Origin of the sequence: Acidovorax sp. Root275 (assembly GCF_001428965.1) — a bacterium.
GTDB lineage: Bacteria > Pseudomonadota > Gammaproteobacteria > Burkholderiales > Burkholderiaceae_C > Acidovorax > Acidovorax radicis.
On the sequence record NZ_LMJH01000001.1, the window covers coordinates 1,746,852 to 1,772,151 of the forward strand.

Consider the following 25,300-nt stretch of genomic DNA (forward strand, 5'->3'; position numbering starts at 1 on the left):
TGCGTATCGCATGTGCATGATTCGTCTTTCGCAATCAGGGATCGCTGCCAATGTACCGGCAACGCAAGATAGTCCGCGAAGTCCAGAAAACTTGCTCAAGAAACACACAACATCTATTTCTAGCTCTGACCAGCGCTGAGTACCGTTGACGCCTCTGAGCCATCATTACCACTGTCGCCTTAGGGCCCGATAGCGTCCTTCGCCGTGGGGCAGAATCCGCCGCCCAAAGCAGACAGGGATGCTCATCTGTTTCTCGCTCAAAGCTGGCGAAGAATCCTTCGAAGCTCAGATAGTGAATTGCTGCAAGGTAGCAATCCGAGCTCCTCCGCTTCTTGTGGCGAAACATCTTCTGCGATAACCAAAATAGACAACGCATGAAGCCTGTCCTGCAAGTCTTTGGGGACGCCTTCAAGCGCCGAAAGATGTAGCTCAAGACTTGCGGCAATTGCGCTCGCGGGAGCTAAGCCAGTAGCGTACTTGTCCGCAATTTCCAGCACTCGCTCGGCTATTGAGGTATTCGACATATCGTGAATTTCCGCTCCTGGCCGCTTGCGGCCGTTGACTGAGGATACCTGCTGTGGGTGTTCATGGTGCCGGACTGACCGATCACCATCGCCGGAATGCGCAAGCAGACGAAGTATCCGGGCTTTGTTTAACCAAACTCCACCGGACTTGGCAGCAGGTCGCGGGGCAGCTTCCACTTATCGCGGTCGCGGCCATACAGCGGCGGTGGCTTCCAATGGCCTTGCACCAGCGCGGACAGCCCCGTGATAACCAGCCTGTCTATCAGCGCCTGGGTGTTGCTGTTCGGGAAAAGTCCTTGCGCAGCCTGTAGAGCCTCCACAGCAGCAGGTCCGGGCATGTAGTCCACCCGCACCCGGCGAGCCCTTGCGGTCGTTTGATTCGCATCGATTGTTTTCATTTTTTTCAGAGCAACGAACCTTGCGCGGCGGTCGGGCATCAGTCCCACGCGCTCAGGTCGTGGCTGTATTCGTCACGCTCCCGGGTCAGGCCATCGTCACCAATGCGCACGGCGGGTGCCGGTCTCTGCTTGGGCAGCTTGTGCGAGTGCCGTGCGGTAGCCTGTTGCTGTGCTGCGCGGGCTACACGCAGGCGGTCTTGATGTGGTGCAGTCCACTGGGAACGGCGGCCCACTGTGTCCCACAACTTCCCAAGTGAAGTGACAGCAGGCAGGGGCTGTTTTGAGAGTGGGGAATGGGTGAACCCTACACAGGATAGGGTTCGAGGTTTCTCCCCCTCCTTTTGAAACCCTATGGGGTTTGATTCAATCCCTATGGGCCTTGGTGGGGGCTCGCTCTGCGGCGGCTTGTCCGATGGGCGGATGGTGTTCGCGTCGATTCCCAATGCCAGCATTGCGGCGGTCGGGTCACGCTCTATAGATGCCACCACGCAGGGCCAAAGCGGCCCATTCGCAGCGGAGAGCCCCAGCACTTCGCAGCGTCGAAAAACCGCTGCAATGGCCCATTGCTTCGCCACCCCGCGCACCTTCGCTTCCGCGTGTTTCAGGCCAGCAGGCCCGGCCACTTTCGAAAAGAACCTTTCCCGCAAGCGCTTCAAGGCTGCGCGGTCGATAGGTGCGCTGCCTACGTGTGCGCCATCCTTCACAGGCAGTAGCAACACGTGCAGGTGCTTTGCCGACTCATCGCAGTGGACTACCGCACTCAGCACCGGCAGGGCCAGCGCACCAGCCAACCAGGCAAGGCACTTCGCGAAGTAATCTGCAGGGTCAGGAACTGCGGCCTGTTGAGGAAGGCTAAAAACCGCCTCGATGGCTTGGCAATGGTCACGGCGCAGACTACCGCGAACGATGCCCGCAGCGGTCTGTAAAGCCTCGGCCTGGGCGCACACCTCGGCAGCCGTCGCGGGCCCATGTAAAACGCTGTTGCAGTGTGTGCGGGTCGGGTCTATGTGACCTGTAGCGCCTTGCTCGGCCTGTATCTCGCGCAGGTTGTGCCGGGCGGCCTCCAACAAAGTGCAGGGCTTGCGTCCATTCACACGGGATAGGCCAATGCTCTTTACGGCAAAGTGGGCGATATTTTCAGCCATTTGCCTGCCCTCCTTTGCGAAACCAACGAGACGGGGCAGCGCACCACAGCGCAAGCAACAAACGATTGAGGGCGGAAACTATCATTGCTCCACCCCAAGCGCGGCTTTGATCCCAGCCACAGGCCACCCCAAACGACCGTTAATGCGGACGGGGCGCAGGCCATCAGGGAACGTTTCGGCGCTGGCCCAACCCCTCAGCGTCTGCGGACGGCGTAGCAAGTAATGCGCGGCCTGTTCAGTGGGCACCGTGGGCCGGTTAACCATTTCCAGCCGGGGAAATTGCTGGGGCTCAGTAGCAGTACGGCGAGTTTTCACCAGCTTAGCGGGTACAAGCAGCGAATCAGGCTGTCGCATGGTCGTAGATAGCATTGCATATCTCCTGCGCCTCTCGGCGTTAGGTGTTCAAAATCGTCAGTTGACAGGATTAATCGACTGACACAACCGGCGCATCACTGCGTTTGGTCGTTGATTGGATTTTGAACCTTTCTATCTAGGTTTGGCAATTACTGGCTTACGAAAAATTGGTCTCGCATCATTATTTCGTATGCTCGGGCATCTTTAACAATTTTGATCCAAGCAGGGTCGGCGGAGTAATAGCGTCTCTCCAAGGCCCCCATATTCATGGGGCTTGTCTTTTTCGCCCATGACTCCATGCGAATCACAATCTTTATTGCTTCAACAACTGTTAGATGACTTTCCTCGATAACGGCATCCACATCGATGCGGAACCCGGCGTTTTCATGGGGACCCCATTCAGGGGGGCGTCCTGGGGGATCAACGACCTTAAAACCAGGAACATGCGCTTGTGCAAGCCTGAATGCCAACGAGACCCAGTCCCCTTGATTTACTTCATGAACGGCGAAAAGCTCCGGCAACTTCGAGACCATTTCATCCACAATTCGCTGCGACTCAGCTTGAAATTCACTCTCAGTATGAAGAATACCCAGTCGCTTCCGAACAATGGTTTTCTTTAGTGCCCCCGTGTATTTCATCGCCCCCCCAAAATGCAGCCCTAAAAAAAAGTCCCAGCTGGCGGGCAGGGAAACCCGCTTTTCGGTTCGCGGGCCTAGCTGGGCAAAACTGATTTATGCGGCTTGCACCACGCGCAGCTTGCCGGGGTCGGCGTCGGCATCAAACTGCACACCGGCCAGTGCCAGAATGTGCGCCTCTATGCACTCAAGGAACGGGCGCAGAGCGTCAATGCTGCGAGGCCTGTAGCCCTCGGCGGTAGCGCTTGGCTTGTGCCCCATCACTTGCGCGATAGCCCCAGCAGGAGCCCCCGCAGCCTCACCCAGCAGAGAAAAGGAACGGCGCAGCCCGTGGATTGTCAGGCCCTCGATTGCGGCGCTTTGTAGGGCCTTTGAGTGGCTGTTGCGAGTGTCTGTAATGCGCCCCGCCTTGCCGGTGCTGGCAAACACATACGGCCCCACTCTGGGCAGCGTTGCCAGCATTTGCGCCATGTAGGGGCTCAGGGGAATGGTTCGCGTTGTTTCCACCTTGTCCGCAATGGTCAACTTGCGCCACTGAAAATCCACGTTCGCCCATGTGAGGGCGGCCAGTTCTTCACGGCGGGCACCCGTCAGCAGCAAGGCGCGCAGATAGGCGCTTGCGGTACGGTTGCTCAGTTGCTCCACACCAGCCCACCAGCCGGGCACCTGGGCGGCTTCTAGGGCGTCTGTGCGGCGGGTGTTGCTGGGTAAGCTCTCCACGATGGCGGCGGCCTTGCCTGCGTCACGGTCTGTCAGGTTTCGATACTCAGGGCGGGCAGCGCACCAACGCAGAAAGCCCCTGAACATCATCAAGGCGCGGGCGGCTTGATGTTTGCCTGCCACGGCCTCGCGGTCGTACCAAATTTTCAGCGTGTCCTCATTCACCCTCGCCAGCGGCAACGCCAGCAGGGGATACAGCGGCCCCGGCCTTGTCACGCCCTGCCCTCGCTTCTTCTTTTCGCCACCGGGCGCCGCCATCGCTTCCAGGTCGGCACGGTAACGGGGCTTCCATGCATCCCGGCGCTTGGGTTTGCCGTTCTCCAGATACAGCGGCCACACCTCGCCCACGGTCAGCGCCTTGGCAGTTGCGGCGGCCTTTGCTGCAGCCTTGTCCGCCTGCTGCTGCCGTTCCACCTCGCGGGGGTCGGTGCCACTGTCCACCAACACCTTTAGGTGTTGCGCCTCGCGCCGGGCTTTTTCAATCGACCAATCAGCGGCGGTGCCAATGTTCACGCGCAGGCTTGACCCATTCAGGCGCGACTCAAATACGTAGGTCTTTCGGCCCGTTGGGGTCACGCGCAACGCCAGAGCGGGGGCCTCGGTATCCCATAGAAAAGCCTGGGATTTGCCAGCGGGACAAGCAAAGGCGTCCACACGGCCAGCGGTCAGTCTCACCCGGTTTTGTAGCTTGCTCATGGCGCCCCTTGGAATCTGTAGGCAATCTGTAGGCAAATTCAATAGAAATTGCCGAATTTCAATCAACACTTTTACTGGTTGCACATCCAGTAAATTTCTCATAAGTCGTTGATTTTTATCGATTCTACCTACACCACTCAACAGAGGCAAATACAATCATCCCATCATTCGTAATGAGAAGGTCGGGTGTTCGATTCATCTCTCCGGCACCAAATAAAGGCCCCTGATTCGCAAGAGTCAGGGGCCTTTTGCTTGGGAATAACCCAACATGCACTCCTGAAGCGCCCACAGGCAAACAACATCACGGCCCTTACGCGCAAGGGGCTGTGGCACCTGACGGGTCGAAGAACCTGCACTCAACCGTCGGTTGCCGCGAGGGCTGCCCACGTCGGACAGCTCAGTGCCCATAAACACGCAGGCCCACCAGCACCACCACCGCCAAGCCCAGCGCGAGCGTGGTGAACTGCCAGAAAACGACCGGATTGCGCTCCACGAGCGGTACAGCCCGCTTGTGCTGAAACTGCAGGCCGGGTGAGTGCAAGTCGTGCAGGAACTCTGACACGGCCTCTTGGCGCTTGAGCGGGTCTGGGTGCAGTGCTTTCTGCAGCACGCCATCCAGCCAGTCCGGTAGCTCGGGCCGATGGTGGCGCACGGGTACATACCTTAGCCCTTTCAGATCTGCCGGAGAGCGTATGCGTACGACCTGCAGGCCATAGGGGAGCTGTGCCGTCAGCATCTGGTAGGCCAAAACCGCCAAGGAAAACAGATCGGAACGGGCTGTGCCCACCTGGCCAACAAAGCACTCGGGGGCGGTGTACTGCAAGGTGCCCGCGATGGGAGGTGCTTCGTGGGCGCCGGGCGTTGCGGGTGCCAGCCCTGCCACCAGGGTGGACCCGAAATCGATGATGCGCACGGTGCCGGTGCGGTCGATCATCACGTTTTCAGGCCGCAAGTCCTGGTGCAACATTTCCTTGTTGTGAAATGCGTGCAGCCCTTTGGCGACCTGGCCAATGAGGCTGCGCACGGCGTCGAGGTCTGGGTGGGGATGGTCCACCATCCACTGAGCCAACGTCTGGCCCTCCACAAACTCCATTGCCACATACACATGCTGGCGAGGTCGATCACTGACATGGGGCCTGAGCACATGGGTGCTGTGGATACGCCGGGCCACCCACTCTTCCAGCAGGAATTGATCAAGATAGCCCGGGTCATCACTCAGCGCCGTAGACGGCGTTTTGAGCACCACCTGCTGCCCTGTCCGCTCGTCCACGGCTAGATGCACGTGGCTGCGTGAACTGGCATGCAGTTCACGCACCACGCGGTAGCCCTCGAACAGCATGCGCGGTGACAGCGTTGGTGGCAGCGCCAGCCCCTCGCGCAGCACCTGCAGGTTATGGGGACTGGGCTCTGGCAACGCATCAATGCGCAGCAACTGCACCGTCATGTCGTCGTCAGCGCCCCGCGCCTGAGCGAGGGTGATCAGTGCTTCGGCAGCGCTGTCGAAGTCGTCGGCAAAACGGGACAACGCGTGGTGCACGTCCGAAGCATCGAAATACGCGTAGGCCCCATCTGTCGCCAGGACATAAAGGGCACCGACCTCAGCCACCATGCAGGCATAGTCGATCTCCACGTTGTCGCTGGCGCCGAGCGCGCGGCCCAGGAACGACTCCAAGGAGGAAAGATGGACACGGTGGTCCTTCGTTAGTTGCTCCAATGAGTGCGCATGCAGGCGATATATGCGTGCGTCACCGACATGCAATACGTGGACTTCGCGGCCTTTCAGAATCAACGCACTGAAGGCACAGACGTAGCCGCGATCCTTGTCGAATCGCGCGTGGCTGCGCATGGTTTGCGCATGCAGCCACGCATTGGTGGCACCGAGCACGCGCTGCGCCGACCTGCGCACCGACCAGGCGTCGGACGTAGCGTAGTAGTCGTCGAGAAAGCTGTGCACCGCGGCGGCGCTGGCCTCCTGGCTGACGGCGCTGGAGCCAATGCCGTCGGCGAGCGCAACGGCGATGCCTTTGGAGGTGCGCAGCGGCTCGGCCGGCAGCATGGCGCCGTGAAAGTCCTGGTTGACGCCGCCCTGCCCCGCCCGCGAGTGTTGGCCCAGCGTGACGCCGAGGTGGGTGTTGCTCTTGCCGCTCATGGCACAGGTGTACACGCACGCAGGGCCGGACCGTTCCGGCCCTGCAGGGTCTTCAGGCCACGTTGCGCTTCGGCGCGGTCTTGTAGTGGGTGGAGTACAGCATGGCCCCCACGAACGTCAGGCCGCCCACCAGGTTGCCGATGACGGTGGGAATTTCATTCCAGACCAGGTAGTCCATAACCGTGAAGTTGCCACCCAGCAGCAGGCCCGAAGGGAACAGGAACATGTTGACGATGCTGTGCTCGAAGCCCATGTAGAAGAACAGGGCGATGGGGATCCACATGCCGATGGCCTTGCCCGACACCGAGGTGGACATCATGGCCGCCACCACGCCGGTGGACACCATCCAGTTGCACATCACGCCGCGGACGAACAGGGTCAGCATGCCGGCGGCGCCGTGCGCGGAGTAACCCACCGTGCGGCCCTCGCCGATGTGGCCGATCTTCACGCCGACGGCGTTGGGTGCCTCGCTGAATCCGAAGGTGAAGATGATGGCCATGAACACCGCCACCATGAAGGCACCTGCGAAGTTGCCGCAGAACACCAGCGTCCAGTTGCGAAAGACGCCACCCCAGGTGGCGCCAGGACGCTTGTCGAGCACGGCCAGCGGGGCCAGCGTGAACACCCCTGTCAGCAGGTCATAACCGAGCAGGTACAGCAGGATGAAGCAGCCCGGGAACAGCATTGCGCCCAGGAGCGCGTTGCCGGTGTTCACCGTGACGGTGACGGCGAAGGCGGCGCCCAGTGCCAGCATGGCACCGGCCATGAAGGAGCGGATCAGCGTGTCGCGGGTGGACATCAGCAGCTTGGATTCACCGGAATCGACCATCTTGGTCACGAACTCGGCGGGGGCGAGGTAGGCCATTGCATTTCCTTTGGGACGGGAAGACTGACATGCGCCCCAGGGGATCCACCCAGGGAAGCGCGCAAGAAAAGGAGGAAAAGAAAACGGCGTCCGCTGCGCCCCCCATGCAGATGGGGAACGCAATGGACGCCGTTATCCTCGGATGCGCGATTCTTGGACCTGCGGGTGAACCGCAGGCGGTGGATGGCAGGCCGCCGTTAGCCCGCCATCCAATGCACTCTATGCAATTTCCGTACCCTCATTGGGGCCGTTCAGGGTGGCTTGCGTCCCGCATTCCGTGCATGCGCGGCGCCTGCGGAGCAGGAATGGCTTCACGGCGGTGCCGTCAAGCACCACCATGGATCAGATGGATTTGTCGCCCTTGCGATCGGGGTGGGCGAATGCCAGGTCCGGCAGGGATAGCGTGGCCTCGGCCACATCGAGCAGGCGGCGGTTCTGGTCCATCGAGGTCTTTTGCAGCACGCGGAAGGCGACTTCCTCGTTCATGCCCAGGCGGGCCATCAGCACGCCCTTGGCGCGCTCGATCACCTTGCGCTCGTTGAGCGTGCGGCGCGCCGCCTCGAGCTCGGCCTCCATGCTGGCCATGCGCGCCGACTGGGCCTGCAGCAGCTCCAGCAGCGAGGCCGATTCGGCCCCCTGCGCTCCCGCTGCCGACTGCTCCACCGCGGTCGGCGCGATGGCGATGTCGAAGAAGCGGTCCACCGCGTGCGTGCGCTGCGGCGGGTTGTCGCGCAGGCCGCGCAACAGGCCCTTGGAGTCCTGCAGGTCCTGCTGGGCCTGCACGATGTGCGCTGCACAGTCCTCGCGCAGGCGCTGCACCAGGTCCACCTGCAACTGCCACAGGGCCGTGATGCGCTCGGTGCACACATCGAACCAGGCGTCGCTGAGGTTGCTGTCCAGCGCGGCACCCGGCCGCACCACGCACAGCGTGCGCCGCAGCCGCTCCAGCTGGGCCATGCCGGGGGCGAGTTGCTGCTGCTCCCAGCGGGTGCGCAGCGCCGCATCGGCAAACTCGGCAAAGGCGCGCAGGCTGCGCTCCTGGGCGTCGATCAGGTGCAGCACGCGCTGCTGGTGGGCGTCGCTGCCCTGGCCCGAGGCGAACAGCAGCGCGCCCATGGCCCGCTCCTGCCCCGCCTCTTCCTGCGCCTGCACCAGGTGCACCAGGGCCACGAGCTGGCGCGAGACGCTGGGCAGCCCGGCCGCATCGGCCACGTGGAAGACCAGCTCGACCAGCCCGGCGATCAGGTGGCTGAACGCGGCAATCGAATCGTGGGCGGTCATCGCCTGCTTGTCGATCTGGCTGCGCAAGGCGGGCAGCGCATCGAGGCCCAGCAGCGCCCAGGCCATCAGCGACAGGGCCTTGGCTGTGGCGCCCTGCGCAGGCTCGACATGCTGGGCGAATTCCCCGCGCAGCTGGGCCTCCAGCGCCACGACCTCCTGCACGATACGGCCCCGCAGGTCGGCAAAGCGCTGGGCCTTGGAGGCCAGATAGACGCCCGAAGCGCCGCGCTCGCGCTGCAGCCCCTCGATCAGTTGCCCGACCACGTCCACCAGCGCGGCCCGGCTGGCAAGGTGGCGCACCGCATCGATCTCGAGCTGGCGCGAGCGCAGCACGAGGCTGGAAACGGACAGGGGCGCGGCGGCCAGATCGGGCATGCGGAGACTCCGGGATTCAGGATACGCAGATGCTAACCCCGCCCGGCCCCTGCAGCGGCATTCAAGCCACGGCCACGCTGATGCGCCCGCCCTCGGCACGCACGCCGTGCGCCTGCACCGAATGCTCGGGCGCCTCCAGGCATTCGCCGGTGCGCAGGTCGAAATGGTTCTTGTACAGCGGCGAGGCGACCACGACGCGCTCGCCCAGGTTGCCGATCAGCCCGCGCGAGAGCACGCTGGCGCCCGACTTGGGGTCCACGTTGTCGATGGCGAAGAACTGGTCGCTGCCGGTACGGAACACCGCCACATGGCGGTCGGCCACCAGGGCGCAGACGCCGGTGCTGGGCAGGATGTCGTCGACCGCGCAGATGTCGGTCCAGGCAAGGGAGTCGGTGCTGCTGTTCATGGGAAGTGCGCTCATGGTGTTCTCGTCCTTCTTCTTCAAGCGGCCTGATGGATGAGGATGACCTTGGCAGGGCCGGTTCCACGCTCATCGGCGCGCGCCGGGCGGATCTGGCCGCGTTCCTCGACGAAGAGCACGTTCTCGTCGGCCTTGTCGCTGTTCACGAACGAGCGGAAGCGCTTGCGCGTCTCGGGGTCGGTCACGGCCGTCTTCCACTCGCACTGGTAGGTGGCCACCACGTGCTGCATCTGCGATTCGAGCTCGGCGCACAGGCCCAGGCTGTCCTTTTGCAAAACATCCTTGAGGTAGTCGAGGCCGCCCTCCAGGTTCTCGCGCCAGGTGCTGGTGCGCTGCAGCCGGTCGGCCGTGCGCACGTAGAACATCAGCACCCGGTCGATCATGCGCACCAGGTCTTCCTTGGACAGGTCGGAGGCGAACAGCTCGGCATGGCGCGGCTTCATGCCGCCGTTGCCGCAGATGTAGAGGTTCCAGCCCTTTTCGGTGGCGATGACGCCGATGTCCTTGCCCTGCGCCTCGGCGCATTCGCGCGTGCAGCCCGAGACGCCGAACTTGATCTTGTGCGGGGCGCGCAGGCCCTTGTAGCGGTTCTCCAGCTCCACGGCCAGGCCCACGCTGTCGCCCACGCCATAGCGGCACCAGGTCGAGCCCACGCAGCTCTTGACCGTGCGCAGGGACTTGCCGTAGGCATGGCCGGACTCGAACCCGGCGGTGATCAGCTCTTCCCAGATCAGGGGCAACTGCTCCAGGCGCGCACCGAACATGTCCACCCGCGCACCGCCGGTGACCTTGGTGTACAGGCCGTACTTCTTGGCCACCTGGCCCACGGCGATCAGGCCGTCGGGCGTGACCTCGCCACCGGGCATGCGCGGCACCACCGAGTAGGTGCCGTCCTTCTGGATGTTGCCCAGGTAGTAGTCATTGCTGTCCTGCAGGCCGGCCAGCTCCTTCTTGAGCACGAACTCGTTCCAGCACGAGGCGAACACGCTGGCCGCCACGGGCTTGCAGATGTCGCAGCCCATGCCCTTGCCATGCTGGGCCAGCAGTTCTGCGAAGCTCCGGATGTTGCCCACGCGCACCAGGTGGTAGATCTCCTGGCGCGAATACGCGAAGTGCTCGCAGATGTGGTTGTTCACGGCCATGCCGCGGCGCGCCATCTCGGCCTTCATGACCTGGGTGACCAGGGGCACGCAGCCGCCGCAGGTGGCACCGGCCTTGGTGCAGGCCTTCATCTCGGCGATGGTGCAGGCGCCATTGCCCACAGCCTCGCAGATGCCGGCCTTGGTGACGTTGTTGCACGAGCAGATCTGTGCCGTGTCGGGCAGGGCGTCCACGCCCAGGCCGGGCTTGGCCTTGCCGTCGCTGGACGGGAAGATCAGGAACTCGGGGTCCTCGGGCAGCGTGATGCCGTTGAGCGCCATCTGCAGCAACGTGCCGTACTCGGTGGCGTCGCCGATCAGCACAGCGCCCAGCAGCTGCTTGCCGTCTTCGCTGATGACGATCTTCTTGTAGACCTGGCGGCGCTCGTCCACGTACTGGCAGGTGCGGCTGTGCGGCGTTTTCGCATGCGCGTCGCCGATGCTGGCCACGTCCACGCCCATGAGCTTGAGCTTGGTGCTCATGTCGGCACCGACGAAGGCCGCGTCGGTCTCGCCCGCGATGTGGCGTGCCGCCACGCGCGCCATGTCGTAGCCGGGGGCCACCAGGCCGAAGGTCTGCTCGTTCCAAGAAGCGCATTCGCCGATGGCATACACGTCGTGGTCGCTGGTGCGGCAGGCGCTGTCGATGGCCACGCCACCGCGCGGGCCGATGGCCAGCAGGCTCTGGCGGGCCAGTTCGTCGCGCGGGCGGATGCCGGCGGAGAACACGATCATGTCGGTCTCCAGGTAGGTACCGTCGGCAAACACCATGCGGTGGCGCGCGCGGGCGCCGTCGGTGATCTCCTGCGTGTTGCGGCCGGTGTGCACCTGCACGCCCAGCTCCTCGATCTTGGCGCGCAGCACGCGGCCGCCGCCCTCGTCCACCTGCACGGCCATGAGGCGCGGGGCGAATTCGACCACGTGCGTTTCCAGGCCCATGTCGCTCAGTGCCTTCGCGCATTCCAGGCCCAGCAGGCCGCCGCCCACGACCACACCGGTCTTGGACTTGGCGCCCGATGCCTGCATGGCCTCCAGGTCCTCGATGGTGCGGTAGACGAAGCAGTGCTCACGGTCGCGCCCGGCCACCTGCGGCACGAAAGGGTTGGAGCCGGTGGCCAGCACCAGCTTGTCGTAGTGGAGCACCTCGCCGTCGACCGTGGTCACGGTGCGGATGCGGCGGTCCACCGATGCGGCCCGCGCCGCCAGGCGCAGGGTGAAGCCGGTGCGCTCGAAGAAGCCGGGTTCGACCAGGGAGAGCTCGTCGGCCGAAGTCCCGCTGAAGAAGGCCGACAGGTGCACCCGGTCGTAGGCGGGGCGCGGCTCCTCGCACAGCACGGTGACTTCGACGCCGGTCATGCCGGTCTCGGCCAGGCTTTCGAGGAACTTGTGGCCGACCATGCCGTGGCCAATGAGAACGATTTTCATGCTTGCTCATCCTGCAAGAACCCGGGGAACCGCATCAAGGGGTGCAGGATGTGCCGTGCCTTGCGGCACAACGCACCCTCCGCGGAACCACGGGCGTGGGTTGGAACTACCAAGCGGCCGGCTGCATAAGCCGCGGCTCGCTCGGGTGTTCCGCCATCATTAGCGGAGGGGTTGTTGTCAGTCCGCAGGCAGCTTCACCGGCGGGTGTCCATCCAAATGCAATATCCATGCCGGGGTGCGATTGGCCTGAGAACCGGGGCAGTGTGGGCTTTCGAGAGGTCGTGCTCCACGGCTGTCTGCGTGGGCCCTGCAATCTCGCATCAATGCGGTGCACGGCCTCACCAACATAGGGCGAGCGCCTGAAGCGGGCCGTGTCAGGCAGGTTCAGTAGCAGCGGCACGCATGCTTGGCGGTTGACCGGAGGTATGAAACGCCTGAAAGACATACTGCGTGGAAGCTCATGCTGGCTCACCGTGCCGAACCCTGCCTTCGCTTCGGGCCCGATCGAGCGTCTGCGGTGATTTTTTTGTTTTCAAACCCGCGATCCAGAGGCAGACTCCATCGAGATGAGATAGCCGTGAGGAGACCAGCTCCACCGCAACCACGGAGACATCACCATGACAGAACGCAGATCCACAAACGACAGGCGCAGCGGCATGGATCGCCGACAAGAGGAAAAAGGCCCTCCCACCAATTACGAACGGCGGCGTACGATCGAAGCACGGCAACCCGAATTGACCGAGCTGCACTTGAGCGAAGAAGAACTTCATGCACTGGGGTTCAAGCAAGGCGAGCCTGCCCCCAAAAAACCTCGCTGATCCGGGCCGCCCCAGCCATGGCGTCAGCGCAACTCGCCGAGGCTGAACCTCAATGCTCGTTGTCAGCCACGGTGAGCACCCGATGCGCCACCATGTCCAGCGCAGGCCGGGTGACGCCCTGCTTGTCGGTCCAGACCTTGGGCACCAAGCTACCGGCGAGGGCCAGCGCATCGCCGTCGCGCAAGTGGTGCAGGGACGCGCGGACATCGCTGTCAAATGCGATCACATTCACGAACAACGTCTCGCCATCGGCCGTGCTAGCGCGCACCTTGGCCACGGTGAAGAGCTTGCCCGTCTTGTCGGTACGCTGCTCGGCATCGCCATAAAGGCGCCCTGACACCAATCCATCGATCATGTGAGTCCTTGGCCCCGAAGACGCACTGGGCGCGCGTAGCAACGAGGGCGGTTGTTTGTGGGCACCTGAGGTGAGCCGCGGGGAAGGCGAGCACCCCCTGCCACCACGGCAATTCACGGCACCGATTTCACGGCGCCAGCAAAAAAGCCCAGAACCTTTCGGTTCTGGGCTTTTGCGATCAATGGTCGGCGTGGCGGGATTCGAACTCGCGACCCCTTGCACCCCATGCAAGTGCGCTACCAGGCTGCGCTACACGCCGACAAGACTTAGATTATATGCAGAAAAACCCTCAGTTCAGAGAAAGCAGCGCACGAATCTCAAATAATTCTTTGCGCACTGCATTGGAGTCCAGCGTGAACCCCGTCGCCTCGATAGAGAGGTCACGGGCGCTGTCCACCAACATGCTCGGCATCTCGGAATCCAGTCCATCCAATGGCGCATCGGGTCCCACATCATCGCGGGCAGGATGCGCAAGCTCCTGCAGGCGATTGCGCGCGCCACTGATCGTGAAACCCTGGTCGTACAGCAGGTCACGGATGCGGCGGATCATCAGCACCTCATGGTGTTGGTAATAGCGCCGGTTGCCACGCCGCTTCATGGGACGCAGTTGCGTGAACTCCTGCTCCCAGTAACGCAATACATGGGGCTTGACGCCACATAACTCCGCGACCTCACCAATCGTGAAGTAGCGCTTGGCGGGGATGGAAGGGAGGGGGGTGCCCATGGGTTGTGGATTCAAACCGAACAGCCGACTAGCGTACTGCAGACGCGCACAGACCGCCAGCCATCGGCAACATTCTGGTCACAAAAACGGCACAAATTCACGAAGCAGCGGCCGTCTGGATTTGTTCCTTGAGCTTGCTGCTGGCATGAAATGTCACCACGCGGCGTGCCTTGATCGGAATGGCCTCGCCCGTGCGCGGATTGCGCCCCGGGCGCGGCGCCTTGGTGCGAATCTGAAAATTGCCGAAACCCGACAACTTGACATCCTTGCCTTCCACAAGGCTCTGGGAGATCAGATCGAAGAACGCGTCGATCATGTCCTTGGACTCGCGCTTGTTCAGGCCAATCTGATCGAACAGCAGATCGGCCAGCTGCGCCTTGGTCAGTGCCGGTGTTTCCAGGCTTTCGACGGCAAATTCGATCATGGCATCACTCCCCTCTTGGGCAATATCGTTGTCATCAAACACGCAGACGCGCACCCGTGCGCTGCACCAGCTGGGCCACCACGGCCTGCATCGCGGCCTCGATCTCGGCCTCGGTCAGCGTGGCCTCGTCCCGGGCCAGGGTCAGGCGCACGGCCAGACTCTTTTCACCCTGAGCAAGGCCGCCAGCGGGTGCTTCTTCGCCTGCACGCAGGGGCTTGGGGCGGTACACGTCGAACAGCACCGTCGAGCGCAACATGCCGCCCGGAACGGCCTGCTGCACCGCCGAGATCACGTCAGCGTGCGTCACGCGCTCAGCCACCACAACGGCCAAGTCACGCTCGACCGCCTGGTGCTTGGCCACGGCCTTGAACTGCGGCACCACGCGCTGCATCACGGCGTCGAGCTCGAGCTCGAACATCACCGGTGCCAGCGGCAGGTCCCAGGACTGGCGCCACTGCGGGTGCAGCTCGCCCACGAAGCCGATGGCGCGGCCGTCTACCACCACGCGCGCGCAGCGGCCTGGGTGCATGGCTGGGTGCGTGGCAGGCTCGAAGCTGGCCTGCAGCGGGGCCAGCAAGGCCTCCACGTCGCCCTTCACATCGAAGAAGTCGATGGCCTGCTCCTTGCGGCCCCACTGCAGCGCATCGTTCGGGCCGTAGGCCAGGCCGGACACGCGCATGGGCTGGTTGAAGCCTTCGACGGTGGTGTCGGTGTTGCGCACCGTGGCGTCGCGCAGAAACACGCGGCCCAGTTCGAACACGCGCACGCGCTGGGCCTTGCGGTCCAGGTTGAACTTCAGCACTTGCAGCAGCGAACCCAGCAGCGTCGAGCGCATCACGCTCATCTGGCTGGCGATGGGGTTGAGCAGCTTGATGGGCTGGGGGTTCGCGGCCAGCTCGTGCTCCCAACGCTCTTCGACAAAGCTGAAGTTGATGGTCTCCTGGTAACCCAGACCGGCCAGCGAGCGGCGCACGGCAAACGGGCTGCGCGTGGCCTCGGCCGGCAGCTTGGGCGTGATGGGCGCCAGGGGCGGCGTGGTGGGCAGGTTGTTGTAGCCCACCATGCGCGCCACTTCTTCGATCAGGTCTTCTTCGATGGTGATGTCGAAGCGGTACGCGGGGGGCGTGACGGTGAGCGTGCCTTCGCCCTGCACCACCGGCAGGCCCAGGCGGGCCAGCACGTCGGCGCACTGCGCCTGGGTCAGGGGCATGCCGATGACCTTGGAAGCACGCGCCACGCGCAGCGTGACGGGCTGGGGCACCGGCAGGTTCACCGACTGGTCGTCCATGGGGCCGCAGGCCGTGTCCGGCGTGCCGCAGATGTCGATGACCAGTTGGGTGATGCGCTCGATGTGCTCGACCGTGAGGCTCGGGTCCACCCCACGCTCGAACCGATGGCCGGCATCGGTGGAGAAGTTGAAGCGGCGCGAGCGCCCGGCCACGGCTTTGGGCCACCAGAAGGCCGCCTCGATGTAGATGTGCTTGGTGTCGTCGGACACGGCGGTGGCGTCGCCGCCCATGATGCCGGCGAGCGACTCGACCTGCTGCTCGTCAGCGATCACGCCGACCTTGTCGTCCACGGTGATGGTGTTGCCGTTGAGCAGCTTGAGCTGCTCACCCGGCTTGCCCCAGCGCACGTCCAGGCCGCCGTGGATCTTGTCGAGATCAAAAATGTGCGACGGCCGGCCCAGTTCGAACATCACATAGTTGGAGATGTCCACCAGCGGCGACACGCCGCGCTGGCCGCAGCGGGCCAGGCGGTCCAACATCCACTGGGGCGTGGCGGCGCGCGTGTTCACGTTGCGCACGATGCGGCCGGAGAAGCGGCCGCACAGGTCGGGCGCGCTCACCTTGACGGCGAGCTCGTCGGACAGTTTTGCAGCCACGGCGGGAAACGAAGGCTGCTGCAGCGGCACGCCGGTGAGGGCCGACACTTCGCGCGCAATGCCGTACACGCTGAGGCAGTGCGCCAGGTTGGGCGTGAGCTTGAGCGTGAACAGCGTGTCGTCCAGGTTCAGGTGGGTGCGGATGTCCTGGCCCACGGGCGCAGCGGCATCGAGCTCGAGCAGACCGCCATGGTCCTCAGACAGCTTGAGTTCGCGGGCCGAGCACAGCATGCCCTGGCTTTCTACGCCGCGCAGCTTGCCGACCTTGATGAGGAATGGCTTGCCATCGTCGCCAGGCGGCAGCTCAGCGCCCACCAGCGCGCAAGGCACCTTGATGCCCACGCGGGCGTTGGGCGCGCCGCACACGATGTTGAGCAAGGCGCCCTGTCCCACATCCACTTGGCACACGCGCAGGCGGTCAGCGTCGGGGTGCTGCACGGCTTCTTTGATCTCGCCCACCACGATCTTGGTGAAGGGCGGCGCCACGGGGCGCAGCTCTTCCACCTCGAGGCCGGCCATGGTCAGCGTCTCGGCCAGCTCGGCCGTCGTGAGGGGTGGGTTGCAGAACTCGCGCAACCAGGATTCAGGAAATTGCATAGTCGGACTCTTGTTCTAAAGGATCGGCGCGCTGCCGCCGGGCGTGCGCGCGTCGCTAAATCGGCGGGCTTTACTGGAACTGCGAGAGGAAGCGGATGTCGCCGTCAAAGAACAAGCGCAGGTCGTTCACGCCGTAGCGCAGCATGGTCAGGCGGTCGGGGCCCATGCCGAAGGCAAAGCCGATGTACTTTTCCGGATCGAGGCCCATGTTGCGCACCACGTTTGGGTGCACCTGGCCGGAGCCGGCCACTTCCAGCCAGCGCCCGGCCAGCGGGCCGGTCTGGAACTGGATGTCGATCTCGGCACTGGGCTCGGTGAAGGGGAAGAAGCTGGGGCGGAAGCGCAGCACCAAATCGTCGCTCTCAAAGAAGGTGCGGCAGAACGCCGTGAAGATGACCTTCAAGTCCTTGAAGCTCACGTTCTCGCCGATCCACAGGCCTTCGCACTGGTGGAACATGGGCGAGTGGGTGGCATCGCTGTCCACCCGGTAGGTGCGACCCGGCGCAATCACCCGGATCTCGGGCATGGCCTGGCCGGCGTCGAGCAGCGTGCGGTGTTTTTTCACATGCTGCACCGCGTGGCGGATCTGCATGGGGCTGGTGTGGGTGCGCAGCAGGTTGGGGGCGGTGTCAGTGCCGCCCTCCACGTAGAAGGTGTCGTGCATGGAACGCGCAGGATGGTCTTCCGGTGTGTTCAGTGCGGTGAAGTTGAACCAGTCGGTCTCGATCTCGGGGCCCTGGGCCACGTCAAATCCCATGGAGCCGAAGATGCCCTCGATGCGCTCGAGCGTGTGCGACACCGGGTGCAGGCCGCCCTGCCCGCGCTGGCGGCCCGGCAGGCTCACATCCAGCGCCTCGGCCTTGAGTTGGACCTGCAGCTCGGCATCGGCCAGCGCCTGGCGCCGCGCCGTGAGAGCGGCTTCGATGGCCTGCTTGGCAACATTGATGGCGGCACCGCGGGATTTCTTTTCCTCGACGGACAGTTGCGCCATGCCCTTCATGAGCTCGGTTACGCGGCCCGCCTTGCCCAGAAACTGCGCTTTGGCGTTTTCCAGATCAGCAGGGGTGGCGCTTTGGGCAAACAGTTGCGTCGCGCTTTCGACCAGGGAATCCAACTCGTTCATATCGACTCTTGAAAATGAACAAGGGCTAGCGCCTTTTCAAGCCCTAGCCCTTGCTGTTATTGCGCAAGCAGCTATCAAAAAGATAGCCACTCATCGTGAACTCAAGCAGCCAGTTTGGCCTTGACTTGGCTTACGATGCTGCCAAAGGCAGCCTTGTCGTGCACTGCGAGATCGGCCAGCATCTTGCGGTCGATCTCAATGGATGCCTTCTTCAGGCCGTTGGCGAACTGGCTGTAGGTCAGGCCCAGTTCACGGGCAGCGGCGTTGATACGGGCGATCCACAACTGGCGGAACACGCGCTTCTTGGTGCGGCGGTCACGGTAGGCATATTGCCCAGCCTTCATTACCGCCTGTTTGGCGATACGGTAGACATTACCGCGGCGACCACGGAAACCCTTAGCAAGGGCGAGAACTTTCTTGTGACGGGCACGGGCCGTTACACCACGTTTGACGCGAGGCATGTATGTACTCCTTGTTCGTCGTTAATTACACGCCCATGCCGGGCAGCATTTGTGCGATAGAGCCCATATTGGTCTCATGCACAGCAACTGCACCACGCAGGTGGCGCTTGTTCTTGGTGGTCTTCTTGGTCAAGATGTGACGTTTGAAGGCTTGACCGCGCTTGACGGTGCCACCGGGACGAACGCGGAAACGTTTTTTCGCGCTGCTCTTGGTCTTCATTTTGGGCATGTGAATGCTCCTTTTCTTTGTGCTCGTGAGGCGTTTGCAAACCGATCTGCAAACTTGTTGGCCCCGAGCCACTTTTATCGAAAGGCTCGCGCCTTTCGCTCGGCAGCGCCGAAACACTGCCTTTTTGAACACCGCCCCTCGCAGGAGCAGCGTTCAAAATTTCACACCAACCAGTGCACCCTCAGGCTGCAGTGCCAGTTGCCGGAGCGCCTTCTGCAGCTTGCTTGGCTGCAGCAGGCTTCTTTTTACCGGGGGCGATCATCATGATCATCTGGCGGCCTTCCAACTTGGGAAACTGCTCGATGATGATGCTGTCTGCCAATTCGTCCCGAATGCGATTCAACAAGGCAAGACCCAACTCTTGGTGCGTGATTTCGCGGCCACGGAAACGCAGCGTGATCTTGCACTTGTCGCCATCCGCCAAAAACCGACGGATATTGCGCATCTTGATGTTGTAGTCACCATCGTCCGTACCTGGGCGGAACTTGACTTCCTTGATCTCAATGACCGTTTGCTTGGCTTTGGCTTCCGCCGCACGCTTTTGCTCTTGGTATTTGAACTTGCCATAGTCCATGAGGCGGCATACCGGAGGATTCGCCGTGGCAGCGATTTCCACCAGATCCACATCCAGCTCACCCGCCATGCGCAAGGCTTCCATCAGGCTGACGACGCCCAAGGGTTCATTTTCAGGCCCGGAAAGACGAACTTCCGGAGCCATGATTTCACGGTTCAGGCGATGCTTGCGCTCTTCACGGTGGCGACGATCACGAAATTCAGTAGCGATGGCTATCTTCCTTCAATCAAATTACTACAAACTTTGTAGCTACAACCGCACACATGGCAGGCGCCGAAGCATGTTTTCACTAAAAATCAGGCTTTGGTGGCGATGTCTTGGGCGATCAGCTCAGCGAACGCTTCAACAGACATCACGCCGAGGTCACGATTGCCTCGGCCACGCACTGCGACGGCTCCTGCGGCCTTCTCCTTGTCGCCCGCGACAAGGATGTACGGCAGCTTTTGCAACGAATGCTCACGTATTTTATACGTAATCTTCTCGTTGCGCAGATCGACCGCCACTCTAAGGTCTTGATTCGGCAGTGCTTTTTGCAGCTTTGCAGCAATTTCGCGACAGTAATCGGCCTGTGCGTCAGTGATGTTGAGCACGGCAACCTGCACCGGCGCCAACCATAGAGGGAAGGCGCCTGCATAGTGCTCAATCAGCATGCCGATGAAGCGCTCCATGCTGCCCACGGTCGCACGGTGCAGCATCAAAGGGCGCTTGCGGCTGCCATCTTCAGCCACATATTCTGCGTCCAGGCGCTCAGGCAGATTGGGGTCGATCTGCATCGTGCCGCACTGCCACTGGCGACCCAGCGCATCCTTGAGCGTGTACTCGATCTTGGGACCGTAGAACGCGCCCTCGCCTTCGGCGATCTCGAACTCGCAGCCCGAATGGCGCAGGCCATCCATCAGCGCCTTCTCTGCGCGGTCCCACGATTCATCGGTGCCGATGCGCGCCTCAGGCCGCGTGGCCACCTTGTAGATGATGTCGGTAAAGCCGAAGTCCTTGTAGACCTTCTGCACCAGTGCGGTGTAGTTGGCACACTCTTCCAGCACCTGCTCTTCGGTGCAGAAGATGTGTCCATCATCCTGCGTGAAGCCACGCACACGCATAATGCCGTGCAGGCCACCCGTGGGCTCGTTGCGATGGCAGGCACCGAACTCGCCGTAGCGCAAAGGCAGGTCGCGGTAACTCTTGATGCCCTGCTTGTAGATCAGGATGTGCCCAGGGCAGTTCATCGGCTTGAGCGCGTACTCGCGCTTCTCCGACTCGGTCGTGAACATGTTGTCGCGGTACTTGTCCCAGTGGCCTGTTTTCTCCCACAGGCTCTTGTCCAGGATCTGCGGGCCCTTGACCTCCTGGTAACCATTGTTGCGGTACACGCGGCGCATGTACTGTTCCACCTCTTGCCACAGCGCCCAGCCCTTGGGGTGCCAGAACACTGTACCCGGGGAATGCTCGTCCATGTGGAATAGATCCAGCTCCCGACCCAGCTTCCGGTGGTCACGTTTCTCGGCCTCTTCCAGCATCGTGAGGTACTGCTGCAGCTCCTCCTTGGACGTCCACGCGGTACCGTAGATGCGCTGCAGCATCTCGTTGCGGTGGTCGCCACGCCAATAGGCCCCTGCCACCTTCATCAGCTTGAAGAACTTGAGCTTGCCTGTACTGGGAACGTGGGGACCACGGCACAGGTCCTCGAAATTGCCTTCACGATAAAGGCTCACATCTTCATTGCTGGGGATGCTGGCAATGATCTCCGCCTTGTAGTGCTCGCCAAGTCCCTTGAAATATGCAACGGCCTCGTCACGCGGCAGCACGCGGCGCACCACGGGCTCGTCCTTCGCAGCCAGTTCGGCCATGCGTTTTTCGATGGCCACCAAGTCTTCGGGAGTGAAAGGACGCTTGTACGCAAAGTCGTAGAAGAAACCGTTTTCGATCACCGGACCGATGGTCACCTGCGCCTCTGGGAAGAGTTCCTTGACGGCGTAAGCCAGCAAGTGGGCAGTGGAGTGGCGAATCACCTCCAGACCATCCGCATCCTTGGCCGTGATGATGGACAGTGGGCTATCTGCCGTAATCTGATAGCTGGTATCTACCACCTTGCCATCGATCTTGCCAGCCAGAGCTGCCTTGGCGAGTCCCGAGCCGATGGATGCAGCCACTTCGGCCACAGTGACAGGACCTGGAAACTCGCGCTGCGAACCGTCAGGAAGCGTGATGTGAATCATGGGAGTAACTCTTTCTTTTCAATCAGTGCAGTGGGTACGGGCACGCGCCAGGCCCAGAAAACAAAAAAGCGCGGAACAGGTCCGCGCTTTCTGGAGGAAGTATGCAATCTCGTGCAGGCGCGAACAGCCAGCCTCAACGGCCGGTCAACATCTCCGATGTAGTTCGCGGTGTCATAACCAGATTGCCTTTCTCGCTCTTGTGCAGTGGAATTTCCGCCATTTTACCCTCGCATCGGAATTGAATGCCCAAACAGGACACCTGCGCCTATCAACTGATGGCATTTCCGCCACACCCATCGGGGGAGCGCAGGTACGTCCGCCAAGCGGGCGCTAGGCTCTCTGGCCACGCAGGCCAATGAAATTTCGACGCGGAAGCCACTGCCGATCCAGGTGGAAACTGTGCGATGATTTTTAGCCGCAAGAGACATGGCAACGACCTTGGGCACCATGAAACGTGAGAAAGTCCTGCGCAGAGACACCACCGGCTCGTAGCCGATCTTCGGCCGGGATCGGCTTTATGAGAATGTTTATGCACCCAGAGATTTCCGTTGTCATCCCGGTTTATTGTGAAGAAGCAGGCATTCGCCACACGCTGCGGGAGGTGGAGAAATTTCTGACTTTGTCAGCCTCCACTTGGGAAATCGTGGTGGTGGATGATGGCTCCAAGGACAACACCTGGAACGAGATCACAACGATCTCTCAAACCCTGCCCCAGTTGCGGGGTCTGCGCCTGAGCCGCAATTTTGGCAAGGAAGCAGCGGTCTCGGCAGGCTTGGAGGCCGCAGGCGGCAAGGCGGTGATCATCATGGATGGAGACATGCAGCATCCCCCTTCCCTGCTGCCGACCATGATCGAGACATGGCGCACGGGCGAGTTTGACATCGTGGAAGCCGTCAAATCCAGCCGGGGCGACGAATCTGCCCTCTCTGCTGCACGGGCAAAACTCTTCTATCTGATTTTGCGGGCCTTCTCGGGCCATGACCTGAACGGCGCATCAGACTACAAGCTGCTCGATCAACGGGTCATCGAAGCGTATCGCACGATGAAAGAGCGCAACGTGTTCTTTCGCGGCATGATCAGCTGGATGGGATTCAGGTCTACACAGATCCCCTTCGAAGTCGAGCCACGCATCGCTGGCGATTCGGGATGGTCCGTCTTCGGATTGATTCGCCTCGCCGCCATTGCCGTCACGAGCTTCAGCACTTTTCCACTGCATCTGATCACGATTTTTGGCGTGCTCTTTTTCGCCTTCTCCGTGGTTCTGGGGATGCACACGGTGTACATGAAGTTGTCGGGGGCAGCCATCAACGGCTTTACCACTGTCATCTTGCTGCTGTTGATCATTGGCAGCTCGCTAATGATCGGCCTCGGCATCATCGGCGAATATCTGGCGCGCATCTATGACGAGGTCAAACAACGGCCCCGCTACATCGTCTCCCAAAAGCTGCCGCTGAACCCATCTTCTGAAAGCCCAAGCAGCCATTGAGTCCGCCACGCCGCTCGTCTCGGCACATCCTCGCGCAATGACCCCGCGTTTTGCGCCACCGTGGGACCAGTTCGCAGCCGTCTAGCATTCCTTCTGAACAACGCCTGGACCTTCGCGCGCAAGACCTAGGACATGCCATAGGCAATCTCCGCGAACGGCCTCACCCCCACCCAGCAAAGTGCGGCTCTTGTACGCTCTTGCCCTTCCACAGACAGGGCACCGTACCCAACCACCAGATGATCCAGAAGGTAGACATGCAGACAGCCGCTTTTCCGACCACCCAGCGAACATCGAGTGACTGGATAGCACTGATCTTCGTCGCCGTACTCGGGGCCATCCAGGTCTATTTTTTTGACATCACATTCCATGGTCCGGACCAGATCCGCGATGTGGAAATTGCACGCAGACTGATTCATCACCAGGAGTGGCCACTCAACGGCCCACCGCTGTTCGGGGAACGTTTTAACCTGCCACCAGGCTTTTACTATCTGCTTGCCCTGCCCCTTCTGGTCAGGGACACAGAGGCCGCGATCTTCATCACATTTGGTGCCCTGTTTGCGCTGTCGGTCTGGTACCTGTTGCATGTAATCCAAGCGCATTTGGGCTCCAGGTGCGCACTTGCCTATGCAGTGCTGGCGTTTCCCATCTTTGCGTCTTTTTATACCCATAGCGCCTGGAACCCCGCCCTGGTAATGACACTGAGCAATGTGGTCCTGGGCTTGTTCATCCGCCTAGCGCACCAACGCCGCCACGATGGGCTGCTGCTTCCCCTGGCCGCATTCCTGCTCGTGCAGATACACCCTTCTGCCGCGCCCCTGCTGCTGGGTCTGGGGGCCTACGCACTGCTGAACTACCAGATTCTCCTGAACCGCAAGACACTGGCGTCCCTGCTCCTCGTTGCAGGGCTGACATGGGTGTGGATCAGCAAGTCAGGTGTTATTTCCAAGCTCCTATCGTCGGCCCCGGCGTCCGCCGGCATATCCCCCGGCAATGGCTGGCTCAGCAATCTGCTGGACGTGGACAAATGGCGCGACGTTTTCCTGATGCCCTACAGCGCCATTGAAAGCATCCAGCCGGCCATCAACGGACTGGGCGCACTGGCAGGCTTTCAACTGGCCCTGATGGGGGTGGGTGTGTTGTTGGGCGTCGTCTTTGCGGCAAGAGAGCGCACCATCCGTTGGATATTGACCACCACGGTGCTGTGGTTCATCGTTTCCATGGCTTTCCTGAGCCAGGGCGCTTTCTGGCACCTGGATGTGGTGCACCCATGGCTTGCCGTACTCGCTGCCTCGGGACTAGCGCGCGCCAGCGAAAGAATCAGGCTGTCCACCAGGCGTTTCAATGCCGTGGCCGCAACATCCCTGGCCCTCATTGTCGTCGCCCATCTGACCCTCTACACGCAGTTCGAGAAGAAGGGCAAATACGATCTCTTGCTCGCTTCGCTGTTTTTCCCCAAGCTGGAACCCCTGGATTACAAGATCCCGGGATACACGTTCAAGCACCTGCATGCAATGCGCGACAGCCTGACGAGCCGAGGGATCTGCCAGGATCAGGTCATTGGCCTGGACCCCATGGTGATGGGCAATGCCGTCAACCGAACGCTCAACGCGCCGTGCACCTCCCGAGCGACCACGGGACAGGTTTCGCAGAACCTGTATTTCATATCCGGCGAGCAGGATGCACTCCTGTTTGACTTCACCCAAGGCTTGCAACCCTTGACCACAGTGGGCTCCAGCGGGATGTACGCAGTCAAGAACACCGGTGCTCTGCTCAACGGCAAAGCCGAAAACAATGTCTTGTCGCACAAAAAAATGGACTACATGACCTTCCTGCCCGCGCGACTTGAGGATGGCCTGACCATCACCCTCCCGCCAGCATCAGACACCATCTTGCGTGTTGCCTTGCGGTGCGGCCAGGACTACCCCATCGGGCAACAGACGCACTGGACGGTGCAAGGCGCAGAGTACAAAAAACCCCTGGTCGCCATACACACCCGCTACCTGGGGTCCAACTACTACGACCTGGAATGGACACTGACCATGCCAGCAGGCCAAACCCAGGACGCCACGGTTTCCTCGACACTGGGTCCGCTCGATTGCGACGTCTCCGCAATAGCCCGTCCTCTCCAGATGCACTGACAAGCCTCCCCGAAAAGGCTGCAAGAAGCATCACCGCAAAGTTCGTGGGCGGTAAAGTGCCTATGTCCGGCCCAACACCCAGGAAAGCGGAAAAAAGCCCCTCCGCAAGGCGGCCTCTTGTTTTTCTGCACCCGGATCTGTTT

Annotated in this window: 22 protein-coding genes and 1 tRNA gene; 3 read left to right on the forward strand and 20 right to left on the reverse strand. The window is 61.8% G+C overall.

Going from position 1 to position 25,300, the window contains the following annotated elements; all coding sequences use genetic code 11:
* Nucleotides 1–257 precede the first annotated feature (257 nt).
* The 10 genes from ASE52_RS25585 to nirB all read right to left on the reverse strand — a co-directional run bounded on the left by ASE52_RS25585 (nucleotide 258) and on the right by nirB (nucleotide 12,127).
* The gene (locus ASE52_RS25585; RefSeq protein ID WP_140426158.1) at nucleotides 258–524 is read right to left on the reverse strand and encodes a hypothetical protein; all 267 of its coding nucleotides are present in this window, start codon (nucleotides 522–524) and stop codon (nucleotides 258–260) included.
* Nucleotides 525–652: 128 nt separating this feature from the next.
* Nucleotides 653–961: a hypothetical protein gene (locus tag ASE52_RS07780; protein ID WP_140426159.1), complete on the reverse strand. Its 309-nt coding sequence runs from the start codon at nucleotides 959–961 to the stop codon at nucleotides 653–655.
* Nucleotides 961–2,067, reverse strand: coding sequence for a plasmid recombination protein (locus ASE52_RS25590; protein ID WP_140426160.1), 1,107 nt, complete (start codon nucleotides 2,065–2,067; stop codon nucleotides 961–963). Before ASE52_RS25590 ends, ASE52_RS07780 begins: the two co-directional genes overlap by 1 nt.
* A gap of 503 nt (nucleotides 2,068–2,570) precedes the next feature.
* Nucleotides 2,571–3,059: a hypothetical protein gene (locus tag ASE52_RS25595; protein WP_140426161.1), complete on the reverse strand. Its 489-nt coding sequence runs from the start codon at nucleotides 3,057–3,059 to the stop codon at nucleotides 2,571–2,573.
* A 93-nt stretch (nucleotides 3,060–3,152) separates the two neighbouring features.
* Nucleotides 3,153–4,472, reverse strand: a complete 1,320-nt coding sequence (locus ASE52_RS07795) for an integrase family protein (protein ID WP_057224946.1) — start codon at nucleotides 4,470–4,472, stop codon at nucleotides 3,153–3,155.
* A gap of 397 nt (nucleotides 4,473–4,869) precedes the next feature.
* Nucleotides 4,870–6,621: a bifunctional protein-serine/threonine kinase/phosphatase gene (locus ASE52_RS07800; protein WP_057224948.1), complete on the reverse strand. Its 1,752-nt coding sequence runs from the start codon at nucleotides 6,619–6,621 to the stop codon at nucleotides 4,870–4,872.
* A 52-nt stretch (nucleotides 6,622–6,673) separates the two neighbouring features.
* Complete coding sequence (locus tag ASE52_RS07805; protein WP_010465827.1) at nucleotides 6,674–7,486, reverse strand: formate/nitrite transporter family protein; 813 nt, start codon at nucleotides 7,484–7,486, stop codon at nucleotides 6,674–6,676.
* 342 nt (nucleotides 7,487–7,828) lie between these two features.
* Entirely contained in the window at nucleotides 7,829–9,142 is a 1,314-nt protein-coding gene (locus ASE52_RS07810) for a nitrate regulatory protein (protein ID WP_057224950.1), read from the reverse strand.
* A gap of 61 nt (nucleotides 9,143–9,203) precedes the next feature.
* Entirely contained in the window at nucleotides 9,204–9,563 is a 360-nt protein-coding gene (gene nirD, locus ASE52_RS07815; protein WP_225584989.1) for a nitrite reductase small subunit NirD, read from the reverse strand.
* A gap of 20 nt (nucleotides 9,564–9,583) precedes the next feature.
* Nucleotides 9,584–12,127: a nitrite reductase large subunit NirB gene (gene nirB / locus ASE52_RS07820; protein WP_057224951.1), complete on the reverse strand. Its 2,544-nt coding sequence runs from the start codon at nucleotides 12,125–12,127 to the stop codon at nucleotides 9,584–9,586.
* Nucleotides 12,128–12,744: 617 nt separating this feature from the next.
* Here nirB and ASE52_RS25035 point away from each other — a divergent pair.
* Nucleotides 12,745–12,945, forward strand: coding sequence for a hypothetical protein (locus ASE52_RS25035; protein ID WP_082606790.1), 201 nt, complete (start codon nucleotides 12,745–12,747; stop codon nucleotides 12,943–12,945).
* Nucleotides 12,946–12,994: 49 nt separating this feature from the next.
* On the opposite strand, the gene ASE52_RS07825 is transcribed toward ASE52_RS25035, so the two are convergent.
* From ASE52_RS07825 to thrS, 10 genes are all read right to left on the reverse strand, one after another.
* The gene (locus ASE52_RS07825; protein WP_057224953.1) at nucleotides 12,995–13,300 is read right to left on the reverse strand and encodes a single-stranded DNA-binding protein; all 306 of its coding nucleotides are present in this window, start codon (nucleotides 13,298–13,300) and stop codon (nucleotides 12,995–12,997) included.
* Nucleotides 13,301–13,482: 182 nt separating this feature from the next.
* Nucleotides 13,483–13,559, reverse strand: a tRNA-Pro gene (locus ASE52_RS07830).
* A 30-nt stretch (nucleotides 13,560–13,589) separates the two neighbouring features.
* Nucleotides 13,590–14,024 (reverse strand): MerR family transcriptional regulator, encoded by a 435-nt coding sequence (locus ASE52_RS07835; protein WP_010465952.1) that lies wholly within the window; start codon nucleotides 14,022–14,024, stop codon nucleotides 13,590–13,592.
* A gap of 97 nt (nucleotides 14,025–14,121) precedes the next feature.
* Nucleotides 14,122–14,448, reverse strand: coding sequence for an integration host factor subunit alpha (locus ASE52_RS07840; RefSeq protein WP_035198379.1), 327 nt, complete (start codon nucleotides 14,446–14,448; stop codon nucleotides 14,122–14,124).
* Between the two features lie 34 nt (nucleotides 14,449–14,482).
* A complete protein-coding gene (gene pheT / locus ASE52_RS07845; protein ID WP_057224955.1) occupies nucleotides 14,483–16,930 on the reverse strand; it encodes a phenylalanine--tRNA ligase subunit beta in 2,448 nt (815 codons plus the stop codon).
* Between the two features lie 70 nt (nucleotides 16,931–17,000).
* The gene (gene pheS, locus ASE52_RS07850; protein ID WP_057224957.1) at nucleotides 17,001–18,053 is read right to left on the reverse strand and encodes a phenylalanine--tRNA ligase subunit alpha; all 1,053 of its coding nucleotides are present in this window, start codon (nucleotides 18,051–18,053) and stop codon (nucleotides 17,001–17,003) included.
* 101 nt (nucleotides 18,054–18,154) lie between these two features.
* Nucleotides 18,155–18,514, reverse strand: coding sequence for a 50S ribosomal protein L20 (gene rplT, locus ASE52_RS07855; protein WP_010465961.1), 360 nt, complete (start codon nucleotides 18,512–18,514; stop codon nucleotides 18,155–18,157).
* Nucleotides 18,515–18,539: 25 nt separating this feature from the next.
* Nucleotides 18,540–18,743, reverse strand: a complete 204-nt coding sequence (gene rpmI, locus ASE52_RS07860; RefSeq protein ID WP_010465963.1) for a 50S ribosomal protein L35 — start codon at nucleotides 18,741–18,743, stop codon at nucleotides 18,540–18,542.
* A 181-nt stretch (nucleotides 18,744–18,924) separates the two neighbouring features.
* Entirely contained in the window at nucleotides 18,925–19,527 is a 603-nt protein-coding gene (infC, locus tag ASE52_RS07865) for a translation initiation factor IF-3 (protein ID WP_167539801.1), read from the reverse strand.
* 86 nt (nucleotides 19,528–19,613) lie between these two features.
* Nucleotides 19,614–21,533 (reverse strand): threonine--tRNA ligase, encoded by a 1,920-nt coding sequence (gene thrS / locus ASE52_RS07870; RefSeq protein ID WP_057224960.1) that lies wholly within the window; start codon nucleotides 21,531–21,533, stop codon nucleotides 19,614–19,616.
* A gap of 529 nt (nucleotides 21,534–22,062) precedes the next feature.
* Here thrS and ASE52_RS07875 point away from each other — a divergent pair.
* Nucleotides 22,063–23,019 (forward strand): glycosyltransferase family 2 protein, encoded by a 957-nt coding sequence (locus ASE52_RS07875; RefSeq protein WP_198928069.1) that lies wholly within the window; start codon nucleotides 22,063–22,065, stop codon nucleotides 23,017–23,019.
* A 236-nt stretch (nucleotides 23,020–23,255) separates the two neighbouring features.
* On the forward strand, nucleotides 23,256–25,157 hold the full coding sequence (locus tag ASE52_RS07880) for a hypothetical protein (RefSeq protein ID WP_057224965.1): 1,902 nt from the start codon (nucleotides 23,256–23,258) through the stop codon (nucleotides 25,155–25,157).
* Nucleotides 25,158–25,300: the final 143 nt, after the last annotated feature.

What these genes read in the sequence shown, in the direction of transcription:
- rpmI (WP_010465963.1), bottom strand. Translation starts at nt 18,743, where the DNA reads ATGCCCAAAATGAAGACCAAGAGCAGCGCGAAAAAACGTTTCCGCGTT.
- ASE52_RS07795 (WP_057224946.1), bottom strand. Translation starts at nt 4,472, where the DNA reads ATGAGCAAGCTACAAAACCGGGTGAGACTGACCGCTGGCCGTGTGGAC.
- nirB (WP_057224951.1), bottom strand. Translation starts at nt 12,127, where the DNA reads ATGAAAATCGTTCTCATTGGCCACGGCATGGTCGGCCACAAGTTCCTC.
- ASE52_RS07835 (WP_010465952.1), bottom strand. Translation starts at nt 14,024, where the DNA reads ATGGGCACCCCCCTCCCTTCCATCCCCGCCAAGCGCTACTTCACGATT.
- thrS (WP_057224960.1), bottom strand. Translation starts at nt 21,533, where the DNA reads ATGATTCACATCACGCTTCCTGACGGTTCGCAGCGCGAGTTTCCAGGT.
- ASE52_RS07880 (WP_057224965.1), top strand. Translation starts at nt 23,256, where the DNA reads ATGATCCAGAAGGTAGACATGCAGACAGCCGCTTTTCCGACCACCCAG.
- rplT (WP_010465961.1), bottom strand. Translation starts at nt 18,514, where the DNA reads ATGCCTCGCGTCAAACGTGGTGTAACGGCCCGTGCCCGTCACAAGAAA.
- ASE52_RS25585 (WP_140426158.1), bottom strand. Translation starts at nt 524, where the DNA reads ATGTCGAATACCTCAATAGCCGAGCGAGTGCTGGAAATTGCGGACAAG.
- ASE52_RS25590 (WP_140426160.1), bottom strand. Translation starts at nt 2,067, where the DNA reads ATGGCTGAAAATATCGCCCACTTTGCCGTAAAGAGCATTGGCCTATCC.
- ASE52_RS07800 (WP_057224948.1), bottom strand. Translation starts at nt 6,621, where the DNA reads ATGAGCGGCAAGAGCAACACCCACCTCGGCGTCACGCTGGGCCAACAC.
- ASE52_RS07825 (WP_057224953.1), bottom strand. Translation starts at nt 13,300, where the DNA reads ATGATCGATGGATTGGTGTCAGGGCGCCTTTATGGCGATGCCGAGCAG.
- pheS (WP_057224957.1), bottom strand. Translation starts at nt 18,053, where the DNA reads ATGAACGAGTTGGATTCCCTGGTCGAAAGCGCGACGCAACTGTTTGCC.
- ASE52_RS07780 (WP_140426159.1), bottom strand. Translation starts at nt 961, where the DNA reads ATGCCCGACCGCCGCGCAAGGTTCGTTGCTCTGAAAAAAATGAAAACA.
- ASE52_RS25035 (WP_082606790.1), top strand. Translation starts at nt 12,745, where the DNA reads ATGACAGAACGCAGATCCACAAACGACAGGCGCAGCGGCATGGATCGC.
- ASE52_RS07805 (WP_010465827.1), bottom strand. Translation starts at nt 7,486, where the DNA reads ATGGCCTACCTCGCCCCCGCCGAGTTCGTGACCAAGATGGTCGATTCC.
- ASE52_RS07840 (WP_035198379.1), bottom strand. Translation starts at nt 14,448, where the DNA reads ATGATCGAATTTGCCGTCGAAAGCCTGGAAACACCGGCACTGACCAAG.
- ASE52_RS07875 (WP_198928069.1), top strand. Translation starts at nt 22,063, where the DNA reads ATGCACCCAGAGATTTCCGTTGTCATCCCGGTTTATTGTGAAGAAGCA.
- nirD (WP_225584989.1), bottom strand. Translation starts at nt 9,563, where the DNA reads ATGAGCGCACTTCCCATGAACAGCAGCACCGACTCCCTTGCCTGGACC.
- ASE52_RS07810 (WP_057224950.1), bottom strand. Translation starts at nt 9,142, where the DNA reads ATGCCCGATCTGGCCGCCGCGCCCCTGTCCGTTTCCAGCCTCGTGCTG.
- ASE52_RS25595 (WP_140426161.1), bottom strand. Translation starts at nt 3,059, where the DNA reads ATGAAATACACGGGGGCACTAAAGAAAACCATTGTTCGGAAGCGACTG.
- pheT (WP_057224955.1), bottom strand. Translation starts at nt 16,930, where the DNA reads ATGCAATTTCCTGAATCCTGGTTGCGCGAGTTCTGCAACCCACCCCTC.